The 23,820-nt window shown below is 68.2% G+C and carries 20 protein-coding genes and 1 tRNA gene; 7 read left to right on the top strand and 14 right to left on the bottom strand.

What is annotated here, in order from left to right; all coding sequences use genetic code 11:
- Nucleotides 1-356 precede the first annotated feature (356 nt).
- Nucleotides 357-2,039: an ABC-F family ATP-binding cassette domain-containing protein gene (locus MPLG2_RS05305; protein ID WP_105185245.1), complete on the top strand. Its 1,683-nt coding sequence runs from the start codon at nt 357-359 to the stop codon at nt 2,037-2,039.
- Here the strand turns inward: MPLG2_RS05305 and MPLG2_RS05310 are convergent.
- The 4 genes from MPLG2_RS05310 to MPLG2_RS05325 form a co-directional block, all read right to left on the bottom strand.
- Nucleotides 1,985-4,114, bottom strand: coding sequence for a HelD family protein (locus MPLG2_RS05310; protein ID WP_231935834.1), 2,130 nt, complete (start codon nt 4,112-4,114; stop codon nt 1,985-1,987). The genes MPLG2_RS05305 and MPLG2_RS05310 overlap by 55 nt on opposite strands.
- Before the next feature lie 268 nt (nt 4,115-4,382).
- A complete protein-coding gene (locus MPLG2_RS05315) occupies nt 4,383-5,381 on the bottom strand; it encodes a Gfo/Idh/MocA family protein (protein ID WP_105187484.1) in 999 nt (332 codons plus the stop codon).
- Between the two features lie 17 nt (nt 5,382-5,398).
- Nucleotides 5,399-7,138, bottom strand: a complete 1,740-nt coding sequence (gene rho, locus MPLG2_RS05320; protein ID WP_105187485.1) for a transcription termination factor Rho — start codon at nt 7,136-7,138, stop codon at nt 5,399-5,401.
- A gap of 321 nt (nt 7,139-7,459) precedes the next feature.
- Nucleotides 7,460-8,674 (bottom strand): glycosyltransferase 87 family protein, encoded by a 1,215-nt coding sequence (locus tag MPLG2_RS05325; protein ID WP_105185246.1) that lies wholly within the window; start codon nt 8,672-8,674, stop codon nt 7,460-7,462.
- Nucleotides 8,675-8,982: 308 nt separating this feature from the next.
- Between MPLG2_RS05325 and MPLG2_RS18325 the strand changes: the two genes are divergently transcribed.
- Nucleotides 8,983-9,123 carry a hypothetical protein gene (locus MPLG2_RS18325; protein WP_158680895.1) on the top strand — a complete coding sequence of 47 codons (141 nt, stop codon included), beginning with the start codon at nt 8,983-8,985 and terminating at the stop codon, nt 9,121-9,123.
- 124 nt (nt 9,124-9,247) lie between these two features.
- Here the strand turns inward: MPLG2_RS18325 and thrH are convergent, their stop codons facing one another.
- The 4 genes from thrH to MPLG2_RS05350 are packed head-to-tail and all read right to left on the bottom strand — an operon-like array spanning nt 9,248 to nt 13,151.
- A complete protein-coding gene (gene thrH, locus MPLG2_RS05335; protein WP_105185247.1) occupies nt 9,248-9,853 on the bottom strand; it encodes a bifunctional phosphoserine phosphatase/homoserine phosphotransferase ThrH in 606 nt (201 codons plus the stop codon).
- Between the two features lie 3 nt (nt 9,854-9,856).
- Nucleotides 9,857-11,158 carry a homoserine dehydrogenase gene (locus MPLG2_RS05340; RefSeq protein WP_105185248.1) on the bottom strand — a complete coding sequence of 434 codons (1,302 nt, stop codon included), beginning with the start codon at nt 11,156-11,158 and terminating at the stop codon, nt 9,857-9,859.
- Nucleotides 11,159-11,174: 16 nt separating this feature from the next.
- Nucleotides 11,175-12,578 carry a diaminopimelate decarboxylase gene (gene lysA, locus MPLG2_RS05345; protein WP_105185249.1) on the bottom strand — a complete coding sequence of 468 codons (1,404 nt, stop codon included), beginning with the start codon at nt 12,576-12,578 and terminating at the stop codon, nt 11,175-11,177.
- Nucleotides 12,579-12,635: 57 nt separating this feature from the next.
- Nucleotides 12,636-13,151 carry a hypothetical protein gene (locus MPLG2_RS05350; RefSeq protein ID WP_105185250.1) on the bottom strand — a complete coding sequence of 172 codons (516 nt, stop codon included), beginning with the start codon at nt 13,149-13,151 and terminating at the stop codon, nt 12,636-12,638.
- 176 nt (nt 13,152-13,327) lie between these two features.
- Between MPLG2_RS05350 and MPLG2_RS05355 the strand changes: the two genes are divergently transcribed.
- Nucleotides 13,328-13,399, top strand: a tRNA-Arg gene (locus tag MPLG2_RS05355).
- A 73-nt stretch (nt 13,400-13,472) separates the two neighbouring features.
- Here MPLG2_RS05355 and MPLG2_RS05360 read toward each other — a convergent pair.
- Nucleotides 13,473-13,850, bottom strand: a complete 378-nt coding sequence (locus tag MPLG2_RS05360; RefSeq protein WP_105185251.1) for a VOC family protein — start codon at nt 13,848-13,850, stop codon at nt 13,473-13,475.
- 232 nt (nt 13,851-14,082) lie between these two features.
- Between MPLG2_RS05360 and MPLG2_RS05365 the strand changes: the two genes are divergently transcribed.
- Together MPLG2_RS05365 and galK are read left to right on the top strand one after the other, a co-directional pair.
- Nucleotides 14,083-18,057, top strand: a complete 3,975-nt coding sequence (locus MPLG2_RS05365) for a multifunctional oxoglutarate decarboxylase/oxoglutarate dehydrogenase thiamine pyrophosphate-binding subunit/dihydrolipoyllysine-residue succinyltransferase subunit (RefSeq protein ID WP_231935966.1) — start codon at nt 14,083-14,085, stop codon at nt 18,055-18,057.
- Nucleotides 18,058-18,169: 112 nt separating this feature from the next.
- Nucleotides 18,170-19,318, top strand: coding sequence for a galactokinase (gene galK / locus MPLG2_RS05370; RefSeq protein WP_105185252.1), 1,149 nt, complete (start codon nt 18,170-18,172; stop codon nt 19,316-19,318).
- Here galK and MPLG2_RS05375 read toward each other — a convergent pair.
- Entirely contained in the window at nt 19,236-19,670 is a 435-nt protein-coding gene (locus MPLG2_RS05375; protein ID WP_105185253.1) for a hypothetical protein, read from the bottom strand. The genes galK and MPLG2_RS05375 overlap by 83 nt on opposite strands.
- 196 nt (nt 19,671-19,866) lie before the next feature.
- Here MPLG2_RS05375 and MPLG2_RS05380 point away from each other — a divergent pair, with 196 nt between their 5' ends.
- Nucleotides 19,867-20,118, top strand: coding sequence for a WhiB family transcriptional regulator (locus tag MPLG2_RS05380; RefSeq protein ID WP_105185254.1), 252 nt, complete (start codon nt 19,867-19,869; stop codon nt 20,116-20,118).
- A gap of 113 nt (nt 20,119-20,231) precedes the next feature.
- Here the strand turns inward: MPLG2_RS05380 and MPLG2_RS05385 are convergent, their stop codons facing one another.
- Entirely contained in the window at nt 20,232-21,689 is a 1,458-nt protein-coding gene (locus MPLG2_RS05385) for a sensor histidine kinase (RefSeq protein WP_105185255.1), read from the bottom strand.
- A gap of 71 nt (nt 21,690-21,760) precedes the next feature.
- Between MPLG2_RS05385 and MPLG2_RS19825 the strand changes: the two genes are divergently transcribed.
- The gene (locus tag MPLG2_RS19825; protein WP_408632058.1) at nt 21,761-21,835 is read left to right on the top strand and encodes a 50S ribosomal protein bL37; all 75 of its coding nucleotides are present in this window, start codon (nt 21,761-21,763) and stop codon (nt 21,833-21,835) included.
- Between the two features lie 68 nt (nt 21,836-21,903).
- On the opposite strand, the gene rsrA is transcribed toward MPLG2_RS19825, so the two are convergent.
- The 3 genes from rsrA to MPLG2_RS05400 form a co-directional block, all read right to left on the bottom strand.
- Nucleotides 21,904-22,164, bottom strand: a complete 261-nt coding sequence (rsrA, locus tag MPLG2_RS05390; protein WP_105185256.1) for a mycothiol system anti-sigma-R factor — start codon at nt 22,162-22,164, stop codon at nt 21,904-21,906.
- Nucleotides 22,151-22,813 carry a sigma-70 family RNA polymerase sigma factor gene (locus MPLG2_RS05395; RefSeq protein WP_105185257.1) on the bottom strand — a complete coding sequence of 221 codons (663 nt, stop codon included), beginning with the start codon at nt 22,811-22,813 and terminating at the stop codon, nt 22,151-22,153. Before MPLG2_RS05395 ends, rsrA begins: the two co-directional genes overlap by 14 nt.
- Before the next feature lie 269 nt (nt 22,814-23,082).
- A complete protein-coding gene (locus tag MPLG2_RS05400; protein ID WP_105185258.1) occupies nt 23,083-23,802 on the bottom strand; it encodes an SOS response-associated peptidase in 720 nt (239 codons plus the stop codon).
- Nucleotides 23,803-23,820: the final 18 nt, after the last annotated feature.

The raw sequence follows: 23,820 nt of genomic DNA on the forward strand, positions 1-23,820 counted from the left end.
TCGCCCTCGTGCTGCTGCGGGTGGATGAACCGCTGGCGTGAACCGGCATCGACCGTCCATTGTGCCTGATCGGGCTGGACATGGGCAAAACGCCGCAGGGGGTGGGGTTCATTCCCGACGGTCAATCTGAAACGTGGTTGGTGACCGGGTGCGACACGCCGACTGGAAGGCACGGTGGCCCCGGTGACCAGGACGATCTCAGAAACCCGGCGCACGACCTCCGATGGCAGGGGCACCCGAGATCCCGATTTTCTGAAATCGTCCTGGTGACTTCAGCCGGCACGCGCTCAGGTCGGCGTGTCGCGACCGGTCACCCCCTGGTTTTCACAATCCTCCGGGTCGATACGGTCACGTGCATGGGCCACGTGGAGTTGTCTGGGGTCGGCTACGACCTGCCCGACGGGCGCCCTCTGCTGCGCGACGTGTCGTTTCGGGTGGGCGACGGGGCGATCGTGGCGCTGGTGGGCGCCAACGGGTCGGGCAAGACCACACTGCTGCGCATCATCGCCGGCGACCTCGCCCCCACCGAGGGCACGATCTCTCGGTCGGGCGGTTTGGGCGTGATGCGGCAGTTCATCGGCAGCATTCGTGACCACAGCACCGTGCGCGACCTGCTCTTCTCACTCTCACCGCCGCGCATCAGAGAAGCCGCCGCGGCCGTCGACGCACTCGAACTGCGGTTGATGGACGACGACACCGAGCCCGTCCAGCTGGCTTACGCGCACGCCCTTGCCGAGTACGCCGACGCCGGCGGCTACGACCAGGAGGTGGTGTTCGACGCCTGCTGCGACGCAGCCCTGGGCATCGCCTACGACCAGGGCAAGTGGCGCGAGGTGAACACGCTGTCGGGCGGTGAGCAGAAGCGCCTCGCGCTGGAGTTGCTGGTGCGCGGGCCCGACGAGGTGCTGCTGCTCGACGAACCCGACAACTACCTCGACGTGCCGGGCAAGCGCTGGCTCGAGGAACAGTTGCGCGCCACCCAGAAGACCGTGCTGCTGGTCAGCCACGACCGCGAACTGCTGGCGCAGGCGGCCACCCGCATCGCGGCGGTCGAACTGGGCGCGGCCGGCAACACCCTATGGGTGCATGGCAAGGGGTTTCGCACGTACGCAGCGGCCCGGGCCGAGCGGTTCGCCCGGTTCGAGGAGCTGCGTCGACGCTGGGACGAGGAGCACGCCAAGCTGCGCGAACTGATGCTGATGTACAAGAACAAGGCCGCCTACAACTCAGACATGGCGTCGCGCTACCAGGCTGCGGTCACCCGGCTGGAGCGGTTCGAGCAGGCGGGCCCGCCGCAGGCGGTGCCTTTGCGCCAGCAGGTGTCGATGCGGCTGGCCGGCGGACGTACCGGTCGACGGGCGGTGGTCGTCGAACGGCTGGAGCTGACCGGGCTGATGAAGCCGTTCGACACCGAGATCTGGTTCGGCGACCGGGTGGCGGTGCTGGGGTCGAACGGGTCGGGCAAGTCGCATTTTCTGCGGCTGCTGGCCCGCGGGGGCTCGTCGCCCGAGCCCGGCAACACCTCTGTCGACCACGCCTTGATCGAGCCGGTGCGCTTCACCGGGGTGGCCCGGCTGGGGGCACGGGTGCGTCCGGGGTTGTTCGCCCAGACCCACGCCCACCCCGAATTGGTCGGCCGCACGCTGGTCGAGATCCTGCACCGCGGCGACGACCATCGTGACGGCATGGGACGTGAGGCGTCCGCTCGCTTCCTCGACCGCTACGAGTTGGCCAAGGCAGCAGAGCAGCGCTACGAGACACTGTCGGGGGGTCAGCAGGCGCGGCTGCAGATTCTGCTGCTGCAGTTGGCCGGAGCCACCCTGCTGTTGTTGGACGAGCCGACCGACAACCTCGATCTCGAATCGGCCGAGGCGCTGGAAGCGGGCCTGGACGCCTTCGAGGGCACGGTGATCGCGGTCACCCACGACCGTTGGTTCGCCCGCGGTTTCGACCGATTTCTGGTGTTCGGCGCGGACGGATCGGTCTACGAAGCGGACGAGCCCGTGTGGGATGAAGGCCGGGTCGAGCGAGCCCGCTGAGAAGCATCTTCCTCGTCCCCAACTTCTGCCAACTCCGGCGGAAGGGGTTGTTGGTGGACGACCTGCAGGCCGCTCACCGCCCGGGTGAGGCACACGTACAGGCGACGTAGGCCGGTCACCCGGTCGGGTTCGGCGGCCACGATCGCAGCAGGTTCGACCAGTACGACCTGGTCGAACTCAAGACCCTTGGCCATCGTGGCCGGCACCACGTCGAGCCGGTGACCGAAGTCGGCTTCGGGTTCGTCACCCAGCACGCCGAAATCGATGCCGGCGTCGTCCAGCGCGTCGATCGTCGTGGTCACCTGGCCATCGGCGACGATCAGGCCGACGGTGCCCTCCCGATCGAGGGCCGTGGAGGTCGCCGCCACCAGGGCGTCCACTCCCCCGCGGACGATGCTGAAGTCGCCCGCCGAGCGCCGCACCGAATGTGGCGGCGTGAGCGACGGCGCGATGCTGGGCAGCAGCCGAGCCGCGTACTCGATCACCGAGCGGGGCACCCGGAACCCCGCCACCAGTTCTGTGATGGAGCTCTCGCTCTTGCCGAGATGTTCGAGCGAGTCGGCCCAACTGTTGGTGGCATACGCGGTGGTGGCCTGGGCGAGGTCGCCGAGCACGGTCACCGACCCGGTGGACGCCCGGCGGCCAACCGCCCGCAAGCCCATCGCCGACAGGTCCTGCGCCTCGTCGATGATCACGTGGCCGAGGCTGGGGGTGCGATTGAGCAGGTCGGCGACCTCGTCGATCAGCACCAGGTCGGCCAGGCTGGGTTTCCAGGCCTGCACCGAGCGGGGTGGTTTGGCCCGTCCGGTCAGGCCGTGGGCGAGCCCGAGCACCCGTTGCTCGTCGGCGCTGAGCAGCCCATCGGCGTGCTCGGCCAGAAAGCCGGGGTCGCCCAGCAGCCGAAACACCAGCCGGCCGGCGTTCTGGGCGGGCCAGTGTGTGTCGACGTACGCCTTGACGGGACGCGACCGTGCCACGGCATTCTGCACCCGGTCGTCAGGGGTTTCGCCGGCGGACTCCATGCGCAGCAGCACCTGATGGGCCAGCCGCTGGGCGAGCATCTCGCGACCCGCGGCGTACCGGACGCCCCGCCCACGCAGTTCATCGATCACCGCCTGGCAGCGATGGGGTGGAATGCGCCACTGGGATGATCCGCGGGGCACCACGAGCGTTTCCGACGCTTCGACAACGGAGTTCCAGACCGCGCGACGCAACACCTCGGCCAGTCGCGGGTCTCCCTTGAGCACCGCCACCTCGGGCAGGTCCATGCCGAGCACCGGCCGTCCGGCGGTTCGGGTGACCACCGATTCGAGAGTCTCTTGGGCGGCGTCGATCTCGCCCAGAGCGGGCAGCACGTCGCCGATGTAGCTCAGGAACGACGCGTTGGGCCCCACCACCATCACCCCGCTGCGACTGAGTTGGTCACGGTGCGCGTACAGCAGGTAGGCGGCGCGGTGCAGTCCGACGGCGGTCTTGCCGGTACCCGGGGCCCCCTGCACCACGACCGACTGGCTCAACGGTGCCCGGACGATCAGGTCCTGCTCGGGCTGAATGGTGGCGACGATGTCACGCATCGGCCCGGTGCGCGGCCGCTCGATCTCGGCCTCGAGGATCTCGGAGTGGCCGAACGCGTCCTCGGCGTCGCTCTCGAGCAGGCTCTCGTCCTCGAAGGCGGTGATGCGGCCGTGCTGAAAACCGAACCTGCGCCGCAGGGCCACCCCCATCGGCTCGGTGCGGCTGCCCCGGTAGAACGGCAGCGACACGGGCGCTCGCCAGTCGTAGACCATCGGTTCGCTGCCCATTTCGCGGGTGACGTGAAGTCGGCCGATCCAACAGTCCTCGTTCTCGTCGGCGCCGGCCGCGGTGCGGTAGTCGATCCGGCCGAAGAACAACGGGGTGGTCGGATCGTCCCGCAGCGACATCATCCGCCGGTACAGGGTCTGCTTGAGGTATTCGCCGCTCAATCGATCGCCGGCCAGCGCCTCGAGGGACGCGGTGTACTCGCGCATCTCGCGCAGCGCCGTGCGGGCCTCGTCCAGATGTTCGCGCGCCTGCGTCAGCGGGTCTGCGGGCATGGCGAACACCTCCGATCGTGGGCGAGCCGATCAGCATATGCCCGCGAGCGTCAGTTCACCATCGTGGGCCCGTGAGGTCCCGGCGCGCGCCGGGATGACGAGGGCGGGAGGACAGAGGGCGTGCGCTGCGCTGCGGGGGGCGTGGGCCGGTGAGATCCCGGCGTTCGCAGGGATGACTGAGGCGGGGACGGAGGACGTGCGCCGGGATGACAGAGGCCGTTCGTCATTCCGGCGAACGCCGGAACCTCAATCCACTGCCAGCGACGGCTCAGAACGAGATGCCGTGCTCCGCTCGGTAGTCGGCCAACACCGCGTCGACGACGGACGCCGTGCGTAGGGCCGATTCGCCGGTGCTGACCGCAGTGTGGGCGCGCCCGGTGAGGACATCGACGATGCCCTGCACCAGGGGTCGCTGCACAACGTCGGGGTACGGGGCGGCGATCTCTTCGGTGACCCCGCCGCTGGTCAGCATCAGCGGCTCCGGCCCGAAGCTGGACAGCGCAAGCGACCCTTCGGTACCGATGATCTCGATGCGGTCGACACGTTCGGCTGCGTCGAAGTCCCACAGGCCCACCGCGCTGACCCCACCAGCGAACCTGAACGACGCGCTGACCACGGTCTCAACCGAGCCCGGGCCGGCGAGGGGGTGCGAGGCGCGTCCGGCCGCCTCGGTGACCGGGCCGAACACGTGGTCGAGCCAGTCGAGGGTGTGCGAACCGAGGTCGACGAACAATCCGCCGCCGGAGACCTGCGGATCGAGTCGCCACGGCAGCCCGCCGGACAGGTCGGGGCCGGGATGCTGCGTCCGGATGATCACCGACCGCACCTCGCCCAGCCGCCCGCCACTAATCAGTTCGCGCGCAATCTCGAAGCGCGGCATGGCCCGCCGGTAGTACGCCACGAACAGCGGCACGCCCGCCGTTTCGCAGGCGTCGATCATCGCCCGGCACTCGGTCGCAGTGCGCGCCATCGGCTTCTCGACGTACACCGGCTTACCGGCCGCAGCCACGCGTTCGACGTAGTCACGGTGCGAATCCGGCGGTGTGGCGATGTAGACCGCGTCCACCTCGGGGTCGGCGATCAACGCATCTGCGTCGTCGTACCAGCGCGGCACGGCGTGCCGCGCTGCGAAGTCGGCGGCCTTGGCCGCATCGCGGCGCATCACCGCCACGAGTTCTGAGCGGTCGGCCTGTTGGAACGCCGGTCCGCTCTTGCGTTCGGTGACGTCTCCGACGCCGACGATGCCCCAGCGCACGCGCTGAGGCATCGACAAGATCACGTCGTTCAGTTCTGCGACGGCGTGGTGCGGGTCACCTGAATCAAGAACTCGCGGTTGCTTTCGGTCTTGCGCATGCGCGACAGCAGCGTCTCGAGGGCCGCCTGCGGCTCGAGCGACGACAGCACCCGGCGAAGCTTCCAGATGATCTGCAGTTCCTCACGGCTGAACAGCATCTCTTCGCGGCGGGTGCCCGAGGCGTCCACGTCGATGGCCGGGAAGATGCGCTTGTCGGCCAGGTCACGGCGCAGCCGCAACTCCATGTTGCCGGTGCCCTTGAACTCTTCGAAGATCACCTCGTCCATCTTCGAACCGGTCTCGATCAGCGCGGTGGCCAAGATGGTGAGCGAGCCACCGTCTTCGATGTTGCGCGCAGCGCCGAAGAACTTCTTCGGCGGGTACAGCGCGGCCGAGTCGACACCGCCCGACAGAATGCGGCCGGACGCGGGCGCGGCCAGGTTGTAGGCCCGGCCCAACCGGGTGATGCCGTCGAGCAGGATCACCACGTCACGGCCCAGTTCCACCAGGCGCTTGGCCCGCTCGATGGCCAGTTCGGCGATCGTGGTGTGGTCGTCGGCGGGCCGGTCGAAGGTGGACGCGATCACCTCGCCCTTGACGCTGCGCTGAAAGTCGGTGACCTCTTCAGGACGCTCGTCGACCAGCACCACCATGAGGTGAACCTCGGGGTTGTTGGTGGTGATCGCGTTGGCGATGGCCTGCATGATGAGCGTCTTGCCGGCCTTGGGCGGCGACACGATGAGGCCGCGCTGGCCCTTGCCGACCGGCGAAACCAGGTCGATGATGCGGCCGATCATGCCCACCGCCGAGGTTTCGAGCTTCAGCCGCTCGTCGGGGTAGAGCGGGGTGAGCTTGCCGAACTCGGCCCGGTCTTTGGCCTTCTCGGGCGCGTCGGCGTTGATGCTGTCGATGCGCACCAGCGGGTTGAACTTCTCTTTGCGCTCGCCCTCACGCGGCTGCCGGATCGCGCCGGTGACGATGTCGCCCTTGCGCAAGCCGTACTTGCGCACCATCGACAACGACACATAGGCGTCATTGGTGCCCGGCAGGTAGCCGGACGTGCGCACGAACGCGTAGTTGTCGAGCACGTCGAGAATGCCCGACACGGTGACCAGCACGTCGTCGTCGCTGACCACCGGCTCGGCCTCGAGCCCGGCCATCGCGCCGGACTGGCCGCCGCGGTTGTTGGTGTTGCCGCGACGGTTCTGCCGGTCGCGGTTGCGCCGGCGGCGCGAGCGCCGTCCGGTGCCGAAGTCGTCATCGTCGCGCGGCTGGTTCTGCTGGCGATCGTTGGTGTTCTGATTGGGACGCGAGTCGAGGGTCGGTTCGGACGAATCCGCGCTCGCCTGGGTGCTGGGCTGCTCGGAAACGGGGGCCTCGGCGCCGTCGGCGTCGCCGCCGCGGTTGCGCCGGCGGCGTCCGCGCTCACCCTGCAGGGCTTCGAGCCGCGAGGCCACGTCGTCGCCTTCGCCGGCCGCACCGTTGGACGGCTGCTGGGCCGGGGCCTCGGTCGCAGCCGGGGCCTCGGTCGGCTCGGCGGCCGGCCGCTGGCTGGCCCGCTTCTGGTGTTGCTGTTGGGGCTGCTCGGTGCGTGGGCTCTCGCTGAGGCTGCCGCTGCTGCCACCGGACTGGGCGGTGCGAATGGCGTCGATCAGCTGGCTCTTGCGCATGGCGCCGGTGCCCTTGAGGCCGAGCGAGGCTCCGAGCTGCTTCAGCTCGGGCAGCAACATGGCGCTCAGCCCCTTGCCGCCCGAGGTGGTGGCGACGGCTTCGATGGTGTCGGTCACAAAGGTCCTTTCGGAACGTCCGGACGGGTGCCTACCTGCGGCCGGACAGCATTGGGAGGAGCGTGACTAGCTCCGGCACAGATCTTGGATACGGTTCATCTCCCCAAAACAGCGGGCTTTGATGAAAGGAGTCCTCGACGAATGGAATCGTCAGCCCCGACCTGTGGGGGGCGATTGGCTGAACTACAGCGCGTCTTCACTGTAGCACCGCGCCGGTCAATTGCATGAAACCACGCCGCACCGGGCGGTATTCCCGGTAGCCGGTCAGGTTTCGGCGGTGATGGCCTCGCCGTTGCGCAGGTGCAGTTGCGCGCGCCGTCGATCACGACCCCACGGGGTGTAGGCGGCCACGATGCTGCCGATCAGAATCGCCACCCCGAGATAGACGCCGAAGTTGTCGACCAGCATGTGCAACGGCGCGTAGGTCAGTTCGACGTTGTTGTCGCCCGGCAGCAGTTTGAACGGGGCGAAGGCCGTCCAGATCGAATAGAACAGGCCCGCGATTCGCAGATACTCGGGCAGCCGCTGGTTGCGCAGCAGCACGATGCCGAACGGCACGATCCACACGTAATGGTGCGACCACGAGATCGGCGAGGCGAGCAGGCTGGTCAACCCGGCCAGGCACAGTGCGTAGGCGACCTCGCCGGCGCGATGCATCAGCACCGCCGCCACCAGGCCGAGCACGGCCACCAGCACCGACAGCACCAGGCCCCCGCGGCTGGCCTCGCCCATCAGCCGGGTCCACACCCCCAGCACCGACTGGTTGGTCTTGAACACGATGCCGCTGTTGAGCCCGGAATCACCCGAGAGCAGCATGCCGAAGTAGGTCAGGGACGGACCCCAGAGCACCACGAAGCCGATGGCCGTGCAGGCCAGAAACGTGATGAAGCTGACGATGCCCGCCTTGCGCTTGCCGGCGAAGAAGTTGTAGGCGGCGATCAGCGCCGGGGTGAGCTTCACAGAGGTGGCCACGCCCACCAACCAGCCTTCGGGCAGCAGCCGGCGGTTGAACACCGTCGGCCCGGGCATCGAATCGAGTACCGCGGCCGTGACCAGAAAGATCGCCAACTGGCCGAACCCCAGGGTTTCGCGTACCGGTTCGACAAGCCACACGATGGCGGTGGCGGCCAGGCTGAGCTGGGCACCCTTGAGGCCCAACCGATGCAGCATGGCCATCAGGCACGCCACGTTCAACCCCAGCCACACCCACTGCGCCATGGCCAGCGGCATGATCGCGAACGGCACCGACAGCAGGGCGGCGAAGGCCGGGTAGATCCACGGCAGCCACGCTTCGACGTGGTAGAAATCCTGGCCGCGCAACACCAGGTCGCCGGTGCGGCGGTAGACGTCGAGGTCGATCATGGCCGGCGCCCACGGCTCGAAGTTGCCGCCGGGAATGGTCGTGCCGCCCGCGTACAGGGCGGCCAGCAGCGGTGGGATCGCCAATAGCACGACGAAGCCGATGCGGCGCAAGTTCACGCGTGCCAGTTAACCAGTTGGGACGGGTCCTGCCGTGGTTACTCGCCTGGGTAGGAGTCGATGTTGAAGATGTTGCCTTGGGCGTCGGTCACCGCCACGGAGCGTCCACCGTGCGGCGGCTCGTCGACGGGTGAGATCTGCCGGGCGCCGGCGGCCAGCGCCCGCCTGGTCGGCGAACCCGGCCCGATGGGCCGTCTCGGCCAAGGGCATGCCGGCCTGGGCCAGGGCCTGCGCTCGCTCGAAACGACCGATCCGCGCCAGTTGCCGCGGGCTCAGCCCGAACTCATACTGCACCGCACTCGACAGGTGTGTCGCCGGCTCCAGTGGACGTCGACTGCGACCTGGGCGACGGACGTCCGGCCGGGTCAGGCGAGCAGTTGCCAGGCGCGGGCCAGTTCTGCGCGCTGGTCGACCTCGCAGAGCCGGGCAAGAAGCATGGCTTCGAGTAGATCGAAGCGCTCCGCCCAGGACGCCTCTTGCAGGTGCGCATCCGCCCCCGACGGTAGGAACTGAATAGAAGGAACCGTCCCTTGAATCGCAGGAACCGTCCCCTGATTCAGACGACAGGTCGGTTCAGATGGAGGCGTCGGCCTGCTCGAAGGCGTCGCGCAGGCCGGCGTAGTCGGTGACCACCGGGTACTGCGGAAACTCCGCGATCACCTTGGCCGGCGGACGGAACAGAATGCCCGCGTCGGCCTCGCCCAGCATGGCGGTGTCGTTGTAGCTGTCACCCGCCGCGATCACAGAGAAGTTGAGCTCGTGAAACCGCTTGACCGCCGCCCGCTTCTGGTCGGGCAGCCGCAGGGCGTAGTCGACGATGCGGTCGTCGCGCACCACCAACTGGTGGCAGAGCAGCGTCGGGTGGCCCAGCTTGGCCATGAACGGCATACCGAACTCGTAGAAGGTGTCCGACAGAATCACGACCTGAAACCGCTGCCGCAGCCAGTCGACCATCTCGACGGCCCCCGGCATGGGGGCGAGCGTGCCGATCACCTGCTGGATCTTGCTCAGGGTGAGTCCGTTGCGCTCGAGCAGGTCGAGCCGGTAGCGCATCAGTGCGTCATAGTCGGGTTCGTCACGGGTGGTGCGCCGCAGCCCCTCGATGCCGGTGGCCTCGGCGACGGCGATCCAGATCTCGGGTATCAACACCCCTTCCAGATCGAGGCAGGCCAACCGCACGGCTCAGCCCTCGACCCGCATCAGCGTGATGCCGCCGGTGACCTCGGGCATGGCAGCGAGATCTTCGACCGCCGCCTTCATGTCACCCACCCGAGCCGCGTGGGTGAGAATCGCCAGCCGTGCCCCCTGACCCAGTGGACGCCCCGGTTCGCTCTCTTGCCGCACCGCCTGAATCGAGACCTGGTAGCGGGCGAAGCTCGCCGCGATCTTGGCCAGTACGCCAGGCTCGTCGTCGACGCTCAGAGCCACGTAGAACCGCGACGGCACCAGGTTGCGGGGGGTGACCGGACGCGCCGAGTACGACGACTCCCCCGGCCCGGCCACACCCCGCACCCGGTTACGAGCTGCGGTGATCACGTCGCCCAACACGGCGGACGCCGTCGGCGCACCTCCGGCCCCCGGGCCCATGAACATGAGCTGCCCAGCGTGCCGCGACTCGATGAACACGGCGTTGAACGCGCCCGACACGTTCGCCAACGGGTGGTTGGCCGGCACCAGCGTGGGGTGCACGCCCACCGAGATCGAGTTGTCGGGAGCCAGCGCGCAGCGGGCCAGCAGTTTGATCACGTAACCCAGTTCGGCCGCCGTCGCCACGTCGTCGGCGGTCACTGTGGTGATGCCTTCGCAGTCGACGTCGTCGAGGTTCACCCGGCTGTGAAAGGCCAGGCTGGCCAGAATCGCGGCCTTGGCGGCGGCGTCCAGCCCCTCGACGTCGGCGGTCGGGTCGTCTTCGGCGTAACCGAGCCGTTGCGCCTCGGCGAGCACCTCGTCGAACGACGAGCCCTCGGTGGTCATCTTGTCGAGAATGAAGTTGGTGGTGCCGTTGACGATGCCCTTGACCGCGGTGACCTCGTCGCCCACCAGCGACTCGCGCAGCGGGCGGATGATCGGAATCGCCCCCGCCACCGCAGCCTCGTAATACAGGTCCACACCGGCCTCGGCCGCAGCCTCGTACAGCGTCGGGCCGTCTTGGGCCAGCAACTGCTTGTTGGCGGTGATCACCGAAGCACCACCCGCCATCGCGGCCAGAATCAGGCTGCGCGCAGGTTCGACGCCGCCCATCACCTCGATCACGAGATCGATGCCCTTGCGGGCCACGAGTTCGGCGGCGTCGTCGGTGAGCAGTGCCGCATCGATGCCGGGACGGTCTTTGGCCAGGTTGCGCACAGAGATGCCGACCAGGTCGAGCCGACGGCCCACCCGGGCCTGAAACTCGTCGCCGCCCTCGAGCATCTGTCGGGCCACCTGTGAACCCACCACGCCGCAGCCCAGCAGGGCCACCTTGAGCGGTCTGGCCGGAGTCATTGCGTCCTCATCTTTCTCAGGCCCCGGGGTCGAGCGCCAGCAGATCGTCCATGGTTTCGCGCCGCAGCAGCGTGCTGAGGTGGCCGTCGCGCACGGCGACCACGGGCGGGCGCGGAACGTGATTGTAGTTGCTCGCCATCGACCGGCTGTACGCGCCGGCCGCGGGCACCGCGATCAGGTCGCCGGGGCCGACGTCGTCGGGCAGAAACTCGTCCCTGACCAGAATGTCGCCGCCCTCGCAGTGCTTGCCGACCACGCGCGACAGCACCGGACCGCCCTCGCCGGCCCGATTGGCCAGGGTGGCGGAATACTCGGCGGCGTAGAGGGCCGGACGAATGTTGTCGCTCATGCCCCCGTCGACCGCCACGTAGCGCCGGCTCTGGCCCGAACCGATGTCGACCGTCTTCACCGTGCCGACGGTGTAGATGGCGGTGCCGGGCGGGCCGCAGATGGCACGTCCGGGTTCGATCGACATGCGCGGCACCGGCAACCCGAAGCCGCGACACTCGTGCTCGACGATCAAGCGCAGCCCGGCGGCCAGCTCGGCGGGCGTGGCCGGGGTGTCTTCCTTGATGTAGCTGATGCCGAAGCCGCCGCCGAGATCGAGGTCGGCCAGCGTGACGCCGGTGGCCTCGTGAAACTGCGCCATCAGCTTCAGCGTGCGGCGCGCAGCCACCTCGAACCCGTTGGTGTCGAAGATCTGCGAGCCGATGTGGCTGTGAATGCCCTTCAGGTCGATGTAGGGGCTGTGATGGCTGCGCACCATGGCCACCAGTGCCGCCCCGCCGTTGATCGAGAAGCCGAACTTCTGGTCTTCGTGCGCGGTGGCGATGTACTCGTGGGTGTGCGCCTCGACGCCGGTGGTCACCCGGATCATCACCTCGGCCACCGTGCCCAGTTCGGCGCAGAGCTGCTCCAGCCGGGTGATTTCGTGCGACGAGTCGACGATGATGCGGCCCACCCCGGCGCTGAGGCCGGCGCGCAGTTCGTCCACGCTCTTGTTGTTGCCGTGCATGCCGATGCGGGCGGGGGTCATGCCGCCGCGCAGGGCGACGGCCAGTTCGCCGCCCGAGCAGACGTCGAGCCCCAGGCCCTCCTCGGCGATCCAGCGGGCCACCGTGGTGCACAGAAACGACTTGCCGGCGTAGAACACGTCCCAGCCGGCGAAGGCGTCGCGCCACTCGCGGGCCCGGGTGCGAAAGTCGTCCTCGTCGATCACGTAGACCGGGCTGCCCATCTCGGCGACGATCGAGGCGGCGGTGCGGCCGGCGATCTCGACTTCACCATCGGCGTTACGAAAGGCGTTCTTGCTCCACACGGCCGCGGTCAGGGCGTTCACGTCGTCGGGACGGGTCAGCCACAGCGGCGCGGGCGAGGTCGCGTCGGCGTGAATCGAGCCGGCGACGTGCATGTGGGTCATGAGGCACCACTGTGCCAGAGCGGCGCCTGTGGCACGGCCCACTCCCGGCGGCTGGGATCACCCGCTGGTGACGTCGAGATGAAGCGTGTGTGTGACAGTGGCCAGCTTCAGCGCGACGGGGTTGGCGACCTTCGTGCCGTCCGCCTCGACGGCGACGGTTCCGCAGGAGGCACCGAGGCATTTCGCGTCGAACCGCACCCCCCACAACGTGAAGAACTGGCCGAGGGTGACGGTGTCGGCGCCCCGGCCTTCGAGCCACACCACCCCGGAGTCGTCGTGGGTGTGCGCCGGCCCCTGAAGCGCGCGGGGGCGGTCCATGCCGATGTAGGGCACCAGTGCCACTGGGGTGCCGTCGATCGCGATGGTGAGGGTGAATCGGCGCTGGCCGCTGGTGTCGTCGAGCCGGGACGGCTCCAGGCCGGCGGCCTGAATCTGCGCCAGCCCGTCACGTGGCGCCGGCCACGGTGGCGCCGAGTCGCGCAGCACGGCCGGGCCGGGTGCAGTCGACTGGCTGGTGCACCCGATCAGGGTCACGGTCACGAGCAGCGACGACAGCGCTCGCAGTACCCGCATGGCTCGAACCCTACTCGCCGGCATGCCGTGCAGATGCGCAAAGCAGGCCGTCCGCGAGACCGACGGTTCGCATGGCGCTTGGCGCGAGTTAGGAACCGTCCCCAACTCGCGCCACTTCGCGATTCGATGCGGCCGGAGGCCATGCGGTACAGTCAGTGGCCGGTCCGGTGACCCGGGCCCCCGTAGCTCAGGGGATAGAGCGCCGCCCTCCGGAGGCGGGTGCGCAGGTTCGAATCCTGCCGGGGGCGCAGAAGAAAAGGCCCAGTCGAACGATGTGTTCGACTGGGCCTTTGGCGTCGTGTTGCGGCCCCTGATTCCGACTCAACCCCAGTTGGCCGCCTTGGTCAGGCAGAACGGGTGGCCGTCGGGGTCACGCAGCACCACCCAGTCCTCGGACGGCTGCTCGCTGGGCTTGGTGGCACCCAGCTCGAGCAGCTTCGCTTCAGCCTCGGCCAGATCGTCCACCGCCAGGTCGAAGTGGAACTGCTTGGTGCCGGAGGTGTTCGGCCAGCCGGGCGCCTTCCAGCCCTCGACGCGGCCGAAGCCGATGCGCCGGTCGCCCTTGGTGACCATGCCGTAGTTCTCGTCGGAGTAGCTGTTCTGCCACCCCAGCGCAGCGGCCCAGAACGCCGCCTCGGCTGCCGGGTCTGCGCAGTCGATGGTGACCATGGCCAATGTTGCTGGTGCTGACTCGGACATTGCCGCTCCTCGCTGTGGTTTGTCGTCTCGTTGTCATGCTGCCTCGGACGGCCCGAGAGGGTCTTGTACAAAGGCGACAGCGTGAAACCCAGTGTGGCTCTACGCCGTCGGCGAAACACTGACCAGTCGGCCCAGCCACCGGCATGGCCGGTTTCGCCTCACCGGCTCGCTGAGTAGCATCAAAGCGGCAACAGGCGTCGCGGCCTGTGCAGGTAACGGGAAGAAGGCGATCGTGGCTCTCGCGCACGAGAATCTGACGACGGACAAGCCATCGACTGATGAATTTGGTGCCAACGACTGGCTCATCGACGAGATGTACCAGGCGTACCAGAGCGATCCGAACTCGGTGGACGACCGTTGGCAGCAGTTCTTCGCCGAGCGCGGCGCAGGCTCTTCCGCCGCCGATGGTGGCTCCGTGTCCGATGACGCGTGGGAGGTCAAGGCCGAGCCCGCGAAGCCGTCCACACCGGCAGCTTCGCAACCGCCGGCCGAGACGGCCCCGGAGCCGACACCTGAGCCGGTGCAGTCGTCGCCGAAGCCGTCAGCCGAGCCGACCAGCAAGCCCACTGCCGACGAGAAGCCTCAGCAGCAAGAGGGGGCCAAGAATCAACCCGCCCCCTCCAAGTCCCACGACTCCTACAGCGTGGTCGCCGAGCGTGGTCCGCGGCCCGCCCGTCCTCGCCCTGCGCCGGCCCCTGCGAACGGCTCCGCCGCGCCGACCGCCACCGTCGAGTCGTCGGCCACCGCCGGTCACGATGCGGCACCCGAGTCGCCGGGCACCGGCATGGGCCTGTCGGCCAACCGGCCCAGTCTGGTTGTGCGCAAAGAGCAGGCCAGCGAGCCCACCCGGGTGCAGCTCAAGGGCGCGCCCATGCGAACCGCACGCAACATGGACGCCTCGCTGGCCATGCCGACGGCCACCTCGGTGCGCAACGTGCCGATGAAGCTCGCCATCGACCAGCGGCTGATGGTGAACGCCCATCTGGCCAGGTCGACCGGCGGCAAGATCTCGTTCACGCACCTCATCGGCTACGCGATGATCCAGGCGCTCAAGCAGGTGCCGGCGATGAACAACGCCTACGAAGAGGCCGACGGCAAGCCGTTTCTGGTCGAGCCCAACACGATCAACCTGGGCCTGGCGATCGACCTTCCCACCAAGGACGGCGGTCGCCAGCTGCTGGTGCCCAACATCAAGGGCTGCGAGCAACTCAACTTCGGCCAGTTCTGGGCCGCCTACGAGGCAGTCGTGCGCAAGGCCCGCCAGGGCAAGCTCGAGGTGTCGGACTTTCAGGGCACCACCGCCACGCTGACCAACCCCGGCGGCATCGGCACCAGCCATTCGGTGCCGCGCCTCATGGCCGGCCAGGGCCTCATTCTGGGCGTCGGCTCGATCGACTACCCGCCCGAGTTTCAGGGCGCCTCGCTGCGCCGCATCACCGAGGCGGGGGTGTCGAAGGTCACCACGCTGACCTCGACCTACGACCACCGCATCATTCAGGGCGCCCAGTCGGGCGAGTTCCTCAAGGTCATTCACGAACTGCTGCTGGGCAAGCACGGCTTCTACGACGAGATCTTCGCCTCGCTGCGCATTCCCTACGCGCCGATCCGGTGGGCGCAAGACGTCAGCGCCGAACGTCCGGGGCAGATTCCCAAGTCGGCCCGGGTGTTCTCGCTGATCGCCGCCTACCGGCAGCACGGGCACCTGATGGCCGACATCGACCCGCTCGAATACCGGCAGCGCTCGCACCCCGAGCTCACGCTGGAGTATCACGGGCTCACGCTGTGGGATCTGGACCGCGAGTTTCCGGTGGGCAACTTCGGCGGCCACGACGGCGAGGTCATGACGCTGCGCGACATTCTGGCCACCCTGCGCGGCTCGTACTGCCGCAGTGTGGGCATCGAATACATGCACATTCAAGACAACGAGCAGCGCGCCTGGATTCAACGCCGCGTCGAGGTGCCGCACGCACCCTGGCCGCGCGAAGAACACCTGCGCATTCTCGACCGGCTCAACGAGGCCGAGATCTTCGAGACCTTTCTGCAGACCAAGTTCGTCGGCCAGAAACGGTTCAGCCTCGAGGGTGGCGAGTCGACCATCGTGTTGTTGGACGAGCTGTGCGACGCCGCAGCCAACTCCGGCCTCGACGAGGTGTGCATCGGCATGCCGCACCGCGGTCGGCTCAACGTGCTGGCCAACATCGTGGGCAAGAGCTACGGCCAGATCTTCAAGGAGTTCGAGGGCAGCGTCGACCCGCGCAACGCCCAGGGCACCGGCGACGTGAAGTACCACCTGGGCGCCGAGGGCCAGTTCACCGCCCTGTCGGGCAAGACGATCAAGACCTCCGTGGCCGCGAACCCGTCGCATCTCGAAGCGGTCGACCCGGTGCTCGAAGGCATCGCGCGGGCCAAGCTCGACCAGTTGGCCGCCGCCGAGGGCTTTCCGGTGCTGCCGATTCTGCTGCACGGCGACGCGTCGTTCGCCGGTCAGGGCGTGGTGTACGAAACGTTGCAGATGAGCCAACTGCGGCCCTACAAGACCGGCGGCACCGTCCACGTCGTGGTGAACAACCAGGTCGGGTTCACCACCTCGCCGTACGATTCGCGCACCTCGGTGTATTGCACCGATGTGGCCAAGGCCATTCAGTCGCCGATCTTTCACATCAACGGCGACGACCCCGAGGCCGTCGCCCGCATCGCGCAACTCGCCTTCCAATACCGGCAGCGGTTCAACAAAGACGTCGTGCTCGACGTGGTGTGCTACCGCCGGCGCGGGCACAACGAGGGCGACGACCCCAGCTTCACCCAGCCGCGCATGTACGACCTGATCGAACAGAAGCGCAGTGTGCGCAAGCTGTACACCGAGGCCCTGATCGGCCGCGGCGACATCAGCACCGAAGACGCCGAAGCCGTGCTGACCCGGTTCCGTGACGGTCTGGAGAGTGTGTTCAAGAAGGCGCGCGAAGACGCCGAGGCCGACGACTCGTACCGCCGGGTGCCCTACTACCCGCCGAAGCTCGGCAAAACCCAGGGCACCACCATCTCGGCCGAGACCATGGCGAAGGTGGCCCGGGCGCACGTCACGTTCCCCGAGGGATTCGCCGTGCACCCCAAGGTGCTGCCGCAACTCGAGCGGCGCGCCGACGGCATCGTCAACGGCCCGATCGACTGGGCCACCGCTGAGCTACTCGCCTTCGGCTCGCTGCTGATGGAGGGCCGTCCAGTGCGACTGGTCGGGCAGGACTCGCGGCGCGGCACGTTCGTGCAGCGGTTCGCCGCCGTGATCGACCGCGAAACCGCCGAGGGCTACGTGCCGCTCAACCACCTTTCCGACAACCAGGGCATGTTTCACGTGTACGACTCGCTGCTCAGCGAGTACGCGTCGATGGGCTTCGAGTACGGCTACTCGGTGGCCGCGCCCGACGCTCTGGTGTGCTGGGAGGCGCAGTTCGGCGACTTCGCGAACGGCGCCCAGACCATCGTTGATGAGTTCATCAGCTCGGGCAACGCCAAGTGGACCCAGAAGTCGGGCGTGGTGCTGCTGCTTCCCCACGGCTACGAGGGTCAGGGCCCCGACCACAGCTCGATGCGCATCGAGCGGTGGCTGCAGCTGTGCCACGAAGGCGCTCTGGCGGTCTGCCAGCCGTCCACCCCGGCCAGCTACTTCCATCTGCTGCGCACCCACGCCTACGTGAACTGGCACAGGCCGGTGGTGATCGCCACGCCCAAGTCGATGCTGCGCAACAAGCAGGCCGTCTCTCAGCCCAGCGACTTCACCCAGGGACGTTGGCAGCCGGCGATGGGCGACCCCACCATCACCGACCCGTCCAAGGTCGACCGCATTCTGATCTGTTCGGGCAAGCTGCGCTGGGACCTGATGACCGCCCGGCACGAAGCGGGGCTCGACGACAAGGTGGCGATTCTCTCGCTCGAGCGGCTGTACCCGCTGCCGGCCAAAGAGCTCGCGGCGCTGCTGGGCGAACTGCCCAAGACCGCACAGGTGCGCTACGTGCAGGACGAGCCCGAGAACCAGGGCGCCTGGTGGTTCATGGCCCAGCATCTGCCCGAGGCCGTGGCAGCGTTCCTGCCCGGCTACGAGTTGCGCATGACGCCGGTGACCCGGCCGGCCGCATCGGCCCCGTCGGTGGGGTCGATGAAGGTGCACCGCGCGCAGCAGGACACCCTGTTGGAGTCGGCCCTGGCCGACTGACGACTCGCCGTTGACGGGGTCGATTCGGCAGCGTCGGCCCCAGTGAGGGCGGTACTCTACCCGCGTCAACCCCGCTGCAGAACGCGGCCCCGTGCTTTCGATGAGGAGAACCATGACCCTGGACCTTGCGGTGCTCGACGCGTACCAGACCATGACTGGGGCGGCGCCCGAAGGCATTTGGCGGGCACCCGGACGAATCAACCTGATCGGTGAGCACACCGACTACAACGACGGCTTCGTGATGCCCTTCGCCCTGCCCCAGGCGGCCTATCTGGCCGCCGGCCGGCGCGACGACGGCGTGATCAGAATCGTCTCGGTCGACCTCGGTGAGCAGTTCGAGACCACGCTGGGGGCGCTCGCACCCAACAACGACGGCTGGCACGCCTACCTTGGCGGGGTGTTCTGGGCGCTGCGCGAAGCCGGCTACCAGGTCGGCGGTGCCGACCTGGCTCTGGCCTCGGACGTGCCGATCGGGGCCGGATTGTCGTCGTCGGCCGCCATCGAATGCGTGCTGGTCGAAGCGCTGAACGACCTGTACGACCTGGGCATCGCGCCGATGGACCGCGCAAAGCTCGCCCGGCGCACCGAGAACGCCTACGTGGGTGCACCGACCGGCCTGATGGACCAGGCGGCGTCCACGCTCTGCACCGAGGGGCACGCGCTGTTTCTCGACTGCCGCTCGCTCGAGGTGGAGCAGGTGCCGCTCGACCTGGCCGCGCACGGCCAGGCGATTCTGGTGGTCGACACCCTCACCCGGCACAGCCACGCCGACGGCGAGTACGCGACGCGACGCGCCGATTGTGAACAGGCGGCGCGTCTGCTCGGCGTGCCCGCCCTGCGTGACGTGGCCGTGGACGGTCTCGCCGAACGGCTGGCGAGCCTCGGTGACGAACGACTGGTGCGCAGGGCGCGGCACGTGGTGACCGAGGACCAGCGGGTGCTCGACGCCTGCGCGGCTCTGCGGGCCGATGATCTGCCCCGACTGGGCGAACTGATGACGGCGTCGCACGTATCGATGCGCGACGACTACGAGATCACTGAGGAGTCGGTCGACCAGGCCGTCGAGGTCGCGTTGGCCAACGGAGCGCTCGGTGCGCGCATGACGGGGGGCGGCTTCGGCGGCTGCGTGCTGGCGCTCGCGTCGCTCGACGACGTCGACACGATCGCCGAGGCGGTGACTAGGGAGTTCGCTCGGAGCGGCCGAGACGCCCCAGCCACCTTCGTGGCCCGCCCGGCGGCCGGGGCCGGTCGGCTGAGCTGACGCCGGCCTGCAATGCGCGGGTGGTGCTGGGCAGTACGGCACCCACCACGCCGGCGAGGCACACCGCGACCAGCGGCCACAGCCACACCTGTTCGGCCAGGTATTCACCGAAGCCGAAGCCCGCCATCAGGGTGAAAGCGACCAGCGCGCCGCGCGCCCACATGCGCAGGTGCCACACGCCGACCGCCGAGGCGATCAGCAGCAGCCCGTACGCGGCCAGCAACAGACCGATCTGCAGGCTGAACACCCCGTGACCGGCCGTGGCGCTGATGCCCGCGAACACCAGAAACACCAGCCCAAGCAGGGTGGTGCTGGCACAGGCCACGACCAGGCCGATGGGACGGTTGCGCACAGACCCACCCTAGTGCCGCCGCACACCTGTGCCCGGACGGGAATACCGGTGCCGATCCGTTCATTTAGTGATTGGCATCTTGTCGTGGTCGGCATTGCCTTGCCACGCTATAGTCGTAAAGTTGTGCGCTGCCGGTCAGGCGGCGCTCCCGCCCTGTCGGGCACCTGATCTTCCACGTGAAGGAGTTGGAAACCGCATGGATTGGCGCCACCGCGCTGCCTGCCTCACCGAGGACCCGGAGCTGTTCTTCCCCGTCGGCAACACCGGTCCGGCCCTGATGCAGATTCAGGAAGCCAAGAAGGTGTGCAAGCGCTGCGACGTCCGCGAAGCCTGCCTGCAGTGGGCCTTGGACGCCGGGCAGGACCACGGGGTATGGGGCGGCCTGAGCGAAGACGAACGTCGGGCGCTGAAGCGCCGGGCCGCCCGCTCGCGCGTGCGGGCCAGCTGAACGCAGCCCTCACCGGGGTCGTCCATCGTGCACCGCCATCCGGCGGCACTCGTCATCCCGGCGAACGCCGGGATCTCTCCCCCCTCCCCCCGGTCAAGGCGAACGAGCGCCTGTCAACCCAGCGGAATCGACACTCTGGCCACCGTGCCCACCGCCTTGTCGCCTGATCTGAGGCTGAACTCGCCGCCCAGGTCGTCCACCAGGGTGGTGACGATCGACAGGCCCAGGCTGTTGGACGATCCGATCTCGAAATCGGGCGGCAGCGGCTCGCCGTCGTTGGTCACCTCGACCACGAGCCGTCCGTCGGTCTGCTGGGGACGCACCCACACCACGCCACGCTGCTGGCCCAGCCCGTGCTCGATCGCGTTCTGGCACAGCTCGGTGAGCACCAGCGACAGGCTGGTCGCGACGTCGGCGGGCACGTAGCCGAACGTGCCTTCGCGTTTGAGCTGCACCGGCTCGCCGGTGGCCGCCACGTCGACCACCATCCGCAGCAGCCGGTCTGCCACGTCGTCGAACTTCACCGCAGTGTCGAAGGCCTGCGACAAGATCTCATGCACCACCGCGATGGCGCCCACCCGCTTCATCGCGTCGCTTAGTGCGCCCTTGGCCTCGGGCAGCGAGATGCGCCGCGCCTGCAGCCGCAGCAGCGCTGCCACGGTCTGCAGGTTGTTCTTGACCCGGTGGTGAATCTCACGAATGGTGGCGTCCTTGGTGACGAGTTGCCGCTCACGGCTGCGCAACTCGGTGGTGTCGCGGCAGAGCACCAGCTGGCCGACGGGTCCGGAGTCGTCCGCGAGCTTGATGATGCGCAGCCGCAACTGCACGTCGGCGGTCTCGACCTCGACCTCTTGCTGGCCCTGGCCCCGCAGCACGTTGGGAAGCGACATCTCGACCGGCGCCCGGTCGCGCAACAGCGCCATGGTGACGTGGGCTAGGTTCTCGCCCTCGAGATCGGCGGTGAGGCCGAGCCGGCGGTAGGCACTGAGGGCGTTCGGGCTGGCGTAGGCCACGATGCCGTCGGCCTTGACGCGAATCATGCCGTCACCGACCCGCGGCGACACCCACGGCACCGACTTGTCGGTGTCGGTCGGGTACTCGCACCGGTGCACCATGCCCGAGAGCACGTCGGCCGCCTCGAGATAGGCGTCTTCGAGGGCACCGGGCGCGCGCACCCCCATTCGATTGGTGTGTGCCTCGACGATGCCGATCACCCGGCCGTCACGCACCACGGGAATGGTGTGCACGTCAACCGGAATGCCGGCGCTGAGCTGGTTGCCGCTGGTCTTCACGATCTCGTGCGAGAGGTAGGCCTCGGTCACCTGATGCTCGGGGTCGTAGTGCACGTCTTCGCCCACCACGTCGTCCTCGAGGGCGGTGGGGCCCGTGGTCGGACGCACCTGCGCACAGGCCCAGAACACGTTGTCGTCGACGTCGGGAACCCACAGGATCAGGTCAGAGAACGCCAGGTCGGCCAGCAGGTGCCATTCGGCCACCAGGTGTTCGAGCCACATCACGTCACTGGCTTTGAGTGACGTGTGCGCGTCGATCACCTCGGCCATCGTCAGCATGCGTGTCACCCTATGGCAGAATGGATGACCGCGCCGACGGCGCCCCACGAGCAGCAACGAAGGAGACCGGCATGGGCAAGGGTGGACGCAAGCGTCGTTCCCGCAAGAAGAACAAGGCGAATCACGGCAAGCGTCCCAACGCCTGACCGAACAACCGATCAGCCCCGGCACCAGATGGTGCCGGGGCTGATCCTTTGTGGTGCCGTCGTGCCGCTCAGCCGGCGGGAGTCTGGCGCACCACCACGGTCATCGTGGTGACCTGGGTGACCCGCACCCGCAGCGCGTCCGGGGCCTTCGAGGCCGTGCAGCAGCGCCGCACCAGGGTTCTGATGTGCTCTTCGACGCCGTAGGCGTCCAAGCAGGGCTCGCAGGCGTCGAGGTGGGCGCGAATGGCGTCGGCGTCGGCGTCGTCCAGCTCGTGGTCGAGAAACTGGTACAGGCGCTCGAGAGCGATGGCGCACTCAGGACTCGTCATCGTCACCACCCCGACGGTTCAGGCCGTTCTCACGCGCGAAGTCAGACAGGGCGGTGCGCAGTTGGTTGCGACCCCGGTTCAGCCGCGACATCACGGTGCCGATCGGGGTGCCCATGATCTCGGCGATCTCTTTGTACGAGAAGCCTTCGACGTCGGCCAGGTAGACGGCGAGCCTGAAGTCCGGCGAAAGGTCGTTCATGGCCTGGGTGACCGCTGAGTCGGGCATGCGGTCGAGGGCGTCCATTTCGGCGCTGCGCAGGCCGTCGGAGGTGTGCGCCTCGGCCCGGGCCAACTGCCAGTCTTCGATCTGGTCGCCGCCCGAGGTCTGCGGCTGGCGCTGCTTCTTTCGGTAGGTGTTGATGAAGCTGTTGGTCAGAATGCGGTACAGCCAGGCCTTCAGGTTGGTGCCGGGCGTGAACTGGTGAAACGACGCGAACGCCTTGACGTAGGTGTCTTGCACCAGGTCTTCGGCGTCGGAAGGGTTGCGGGTCATGCGCAACGCGGCGCCGTAGAGCTGATCGAGGTAGACCAGGGCATCGCGCTCGAAGCGCAGGGCACGCTCGGCGTCGGTCTCGGTGGTGGCATCGACCGCGGCACCGTCACTCTGCTCGGCAGCGGTGAGGGCCTCGTCGGCGGCAGGAATGGTCATCACGTACGAGCCTAGCCGGTCGGCGAGCGCAGGCGCCGGAGCAGGGGTGGCCGGTGCGCTGGCGAACGTGCTGATCACAGTCGGTGCAACGGGACGCGCGGGCGCGGTATTCCCCATGGTGCGTGAGATGACGCTGCCGTCGACCAACCCACCGCACGGGGGGGGTGAACCAGATCCCCTGAGACAGAAGTAGAACCGTCCCCTGAGACAGAAGTAGAACCGTCCCCTGTCCGGCTCCGAGAAAGAAGTAGAACTGGGGCCCTTCTGGCTCAGGACTCGTGCAGCGGTTCGATCAACTCGGGGCCGTCGTTGCCGACGGTGCTGACCAGGCGTGACACCGCGTATGCCTCCAACGCGGCCCCCGGGGGCTGCAACAGGTCGCAGGCTCCGTCGGTCAGCGTCGGGTCGAGCCAGGCGTCCCAGCGGTCGGGGGGCACGGTCATCGGCATGCGGTCGTGTATGTGGCCCACCGCGTCGGCCGCGCGGGTGGTGATGATCGTGCAGGTGGCCAGCCACTCCCCCGCCGGGCTCTTCCAGAACTCGTACAGTCCGGCCATCGCGAGCAACGAGCCGTCGCTGGGGTGAATGAAGAACGGCTGCTTGGGCGGACGACGGCTGGCCGGCAGGTCGGCGTCAGCGGCCGGCGCGTACCACTCGTAGTAGCCGTCGGCGGGCAACAGACAGCGCCGGGCTGCCAGCGCCCTGCGAAACGCCGGTTTCTCGGCCACCGTCTCGAACCGGGCGTTGATCAGGCGCGCCGCACCCTTGGCGTCCTTCGACCACGACGGCACCAGGCCCCAACGCAGCGGCACCAGTTTGCGGGTGACCTCGTCGGGGGCGTCCTTGCGCACCCGCTCGACCACCGCAACCACGGGGTCGGTCGGGGCGATGTTGTAGCGCGCGGGCGGCAGTGGGCCGTCCACCTCGTCGATGACGAAGATCTCGTCGAGCAGTTCGGCATCGGCCGAGGCCGCGTAGCGTCCGCACATAGGGGTGAGATTAGCCCG

This window comes from Micropruina glycogenica, assembly GCF_900289045.1.
Lineage (GTDB): Bacteria > Actinomycetota > Actinomycetes > Propionibacteriales > Propionibacteriaceae > Micropruina > Micropruina glycogenica.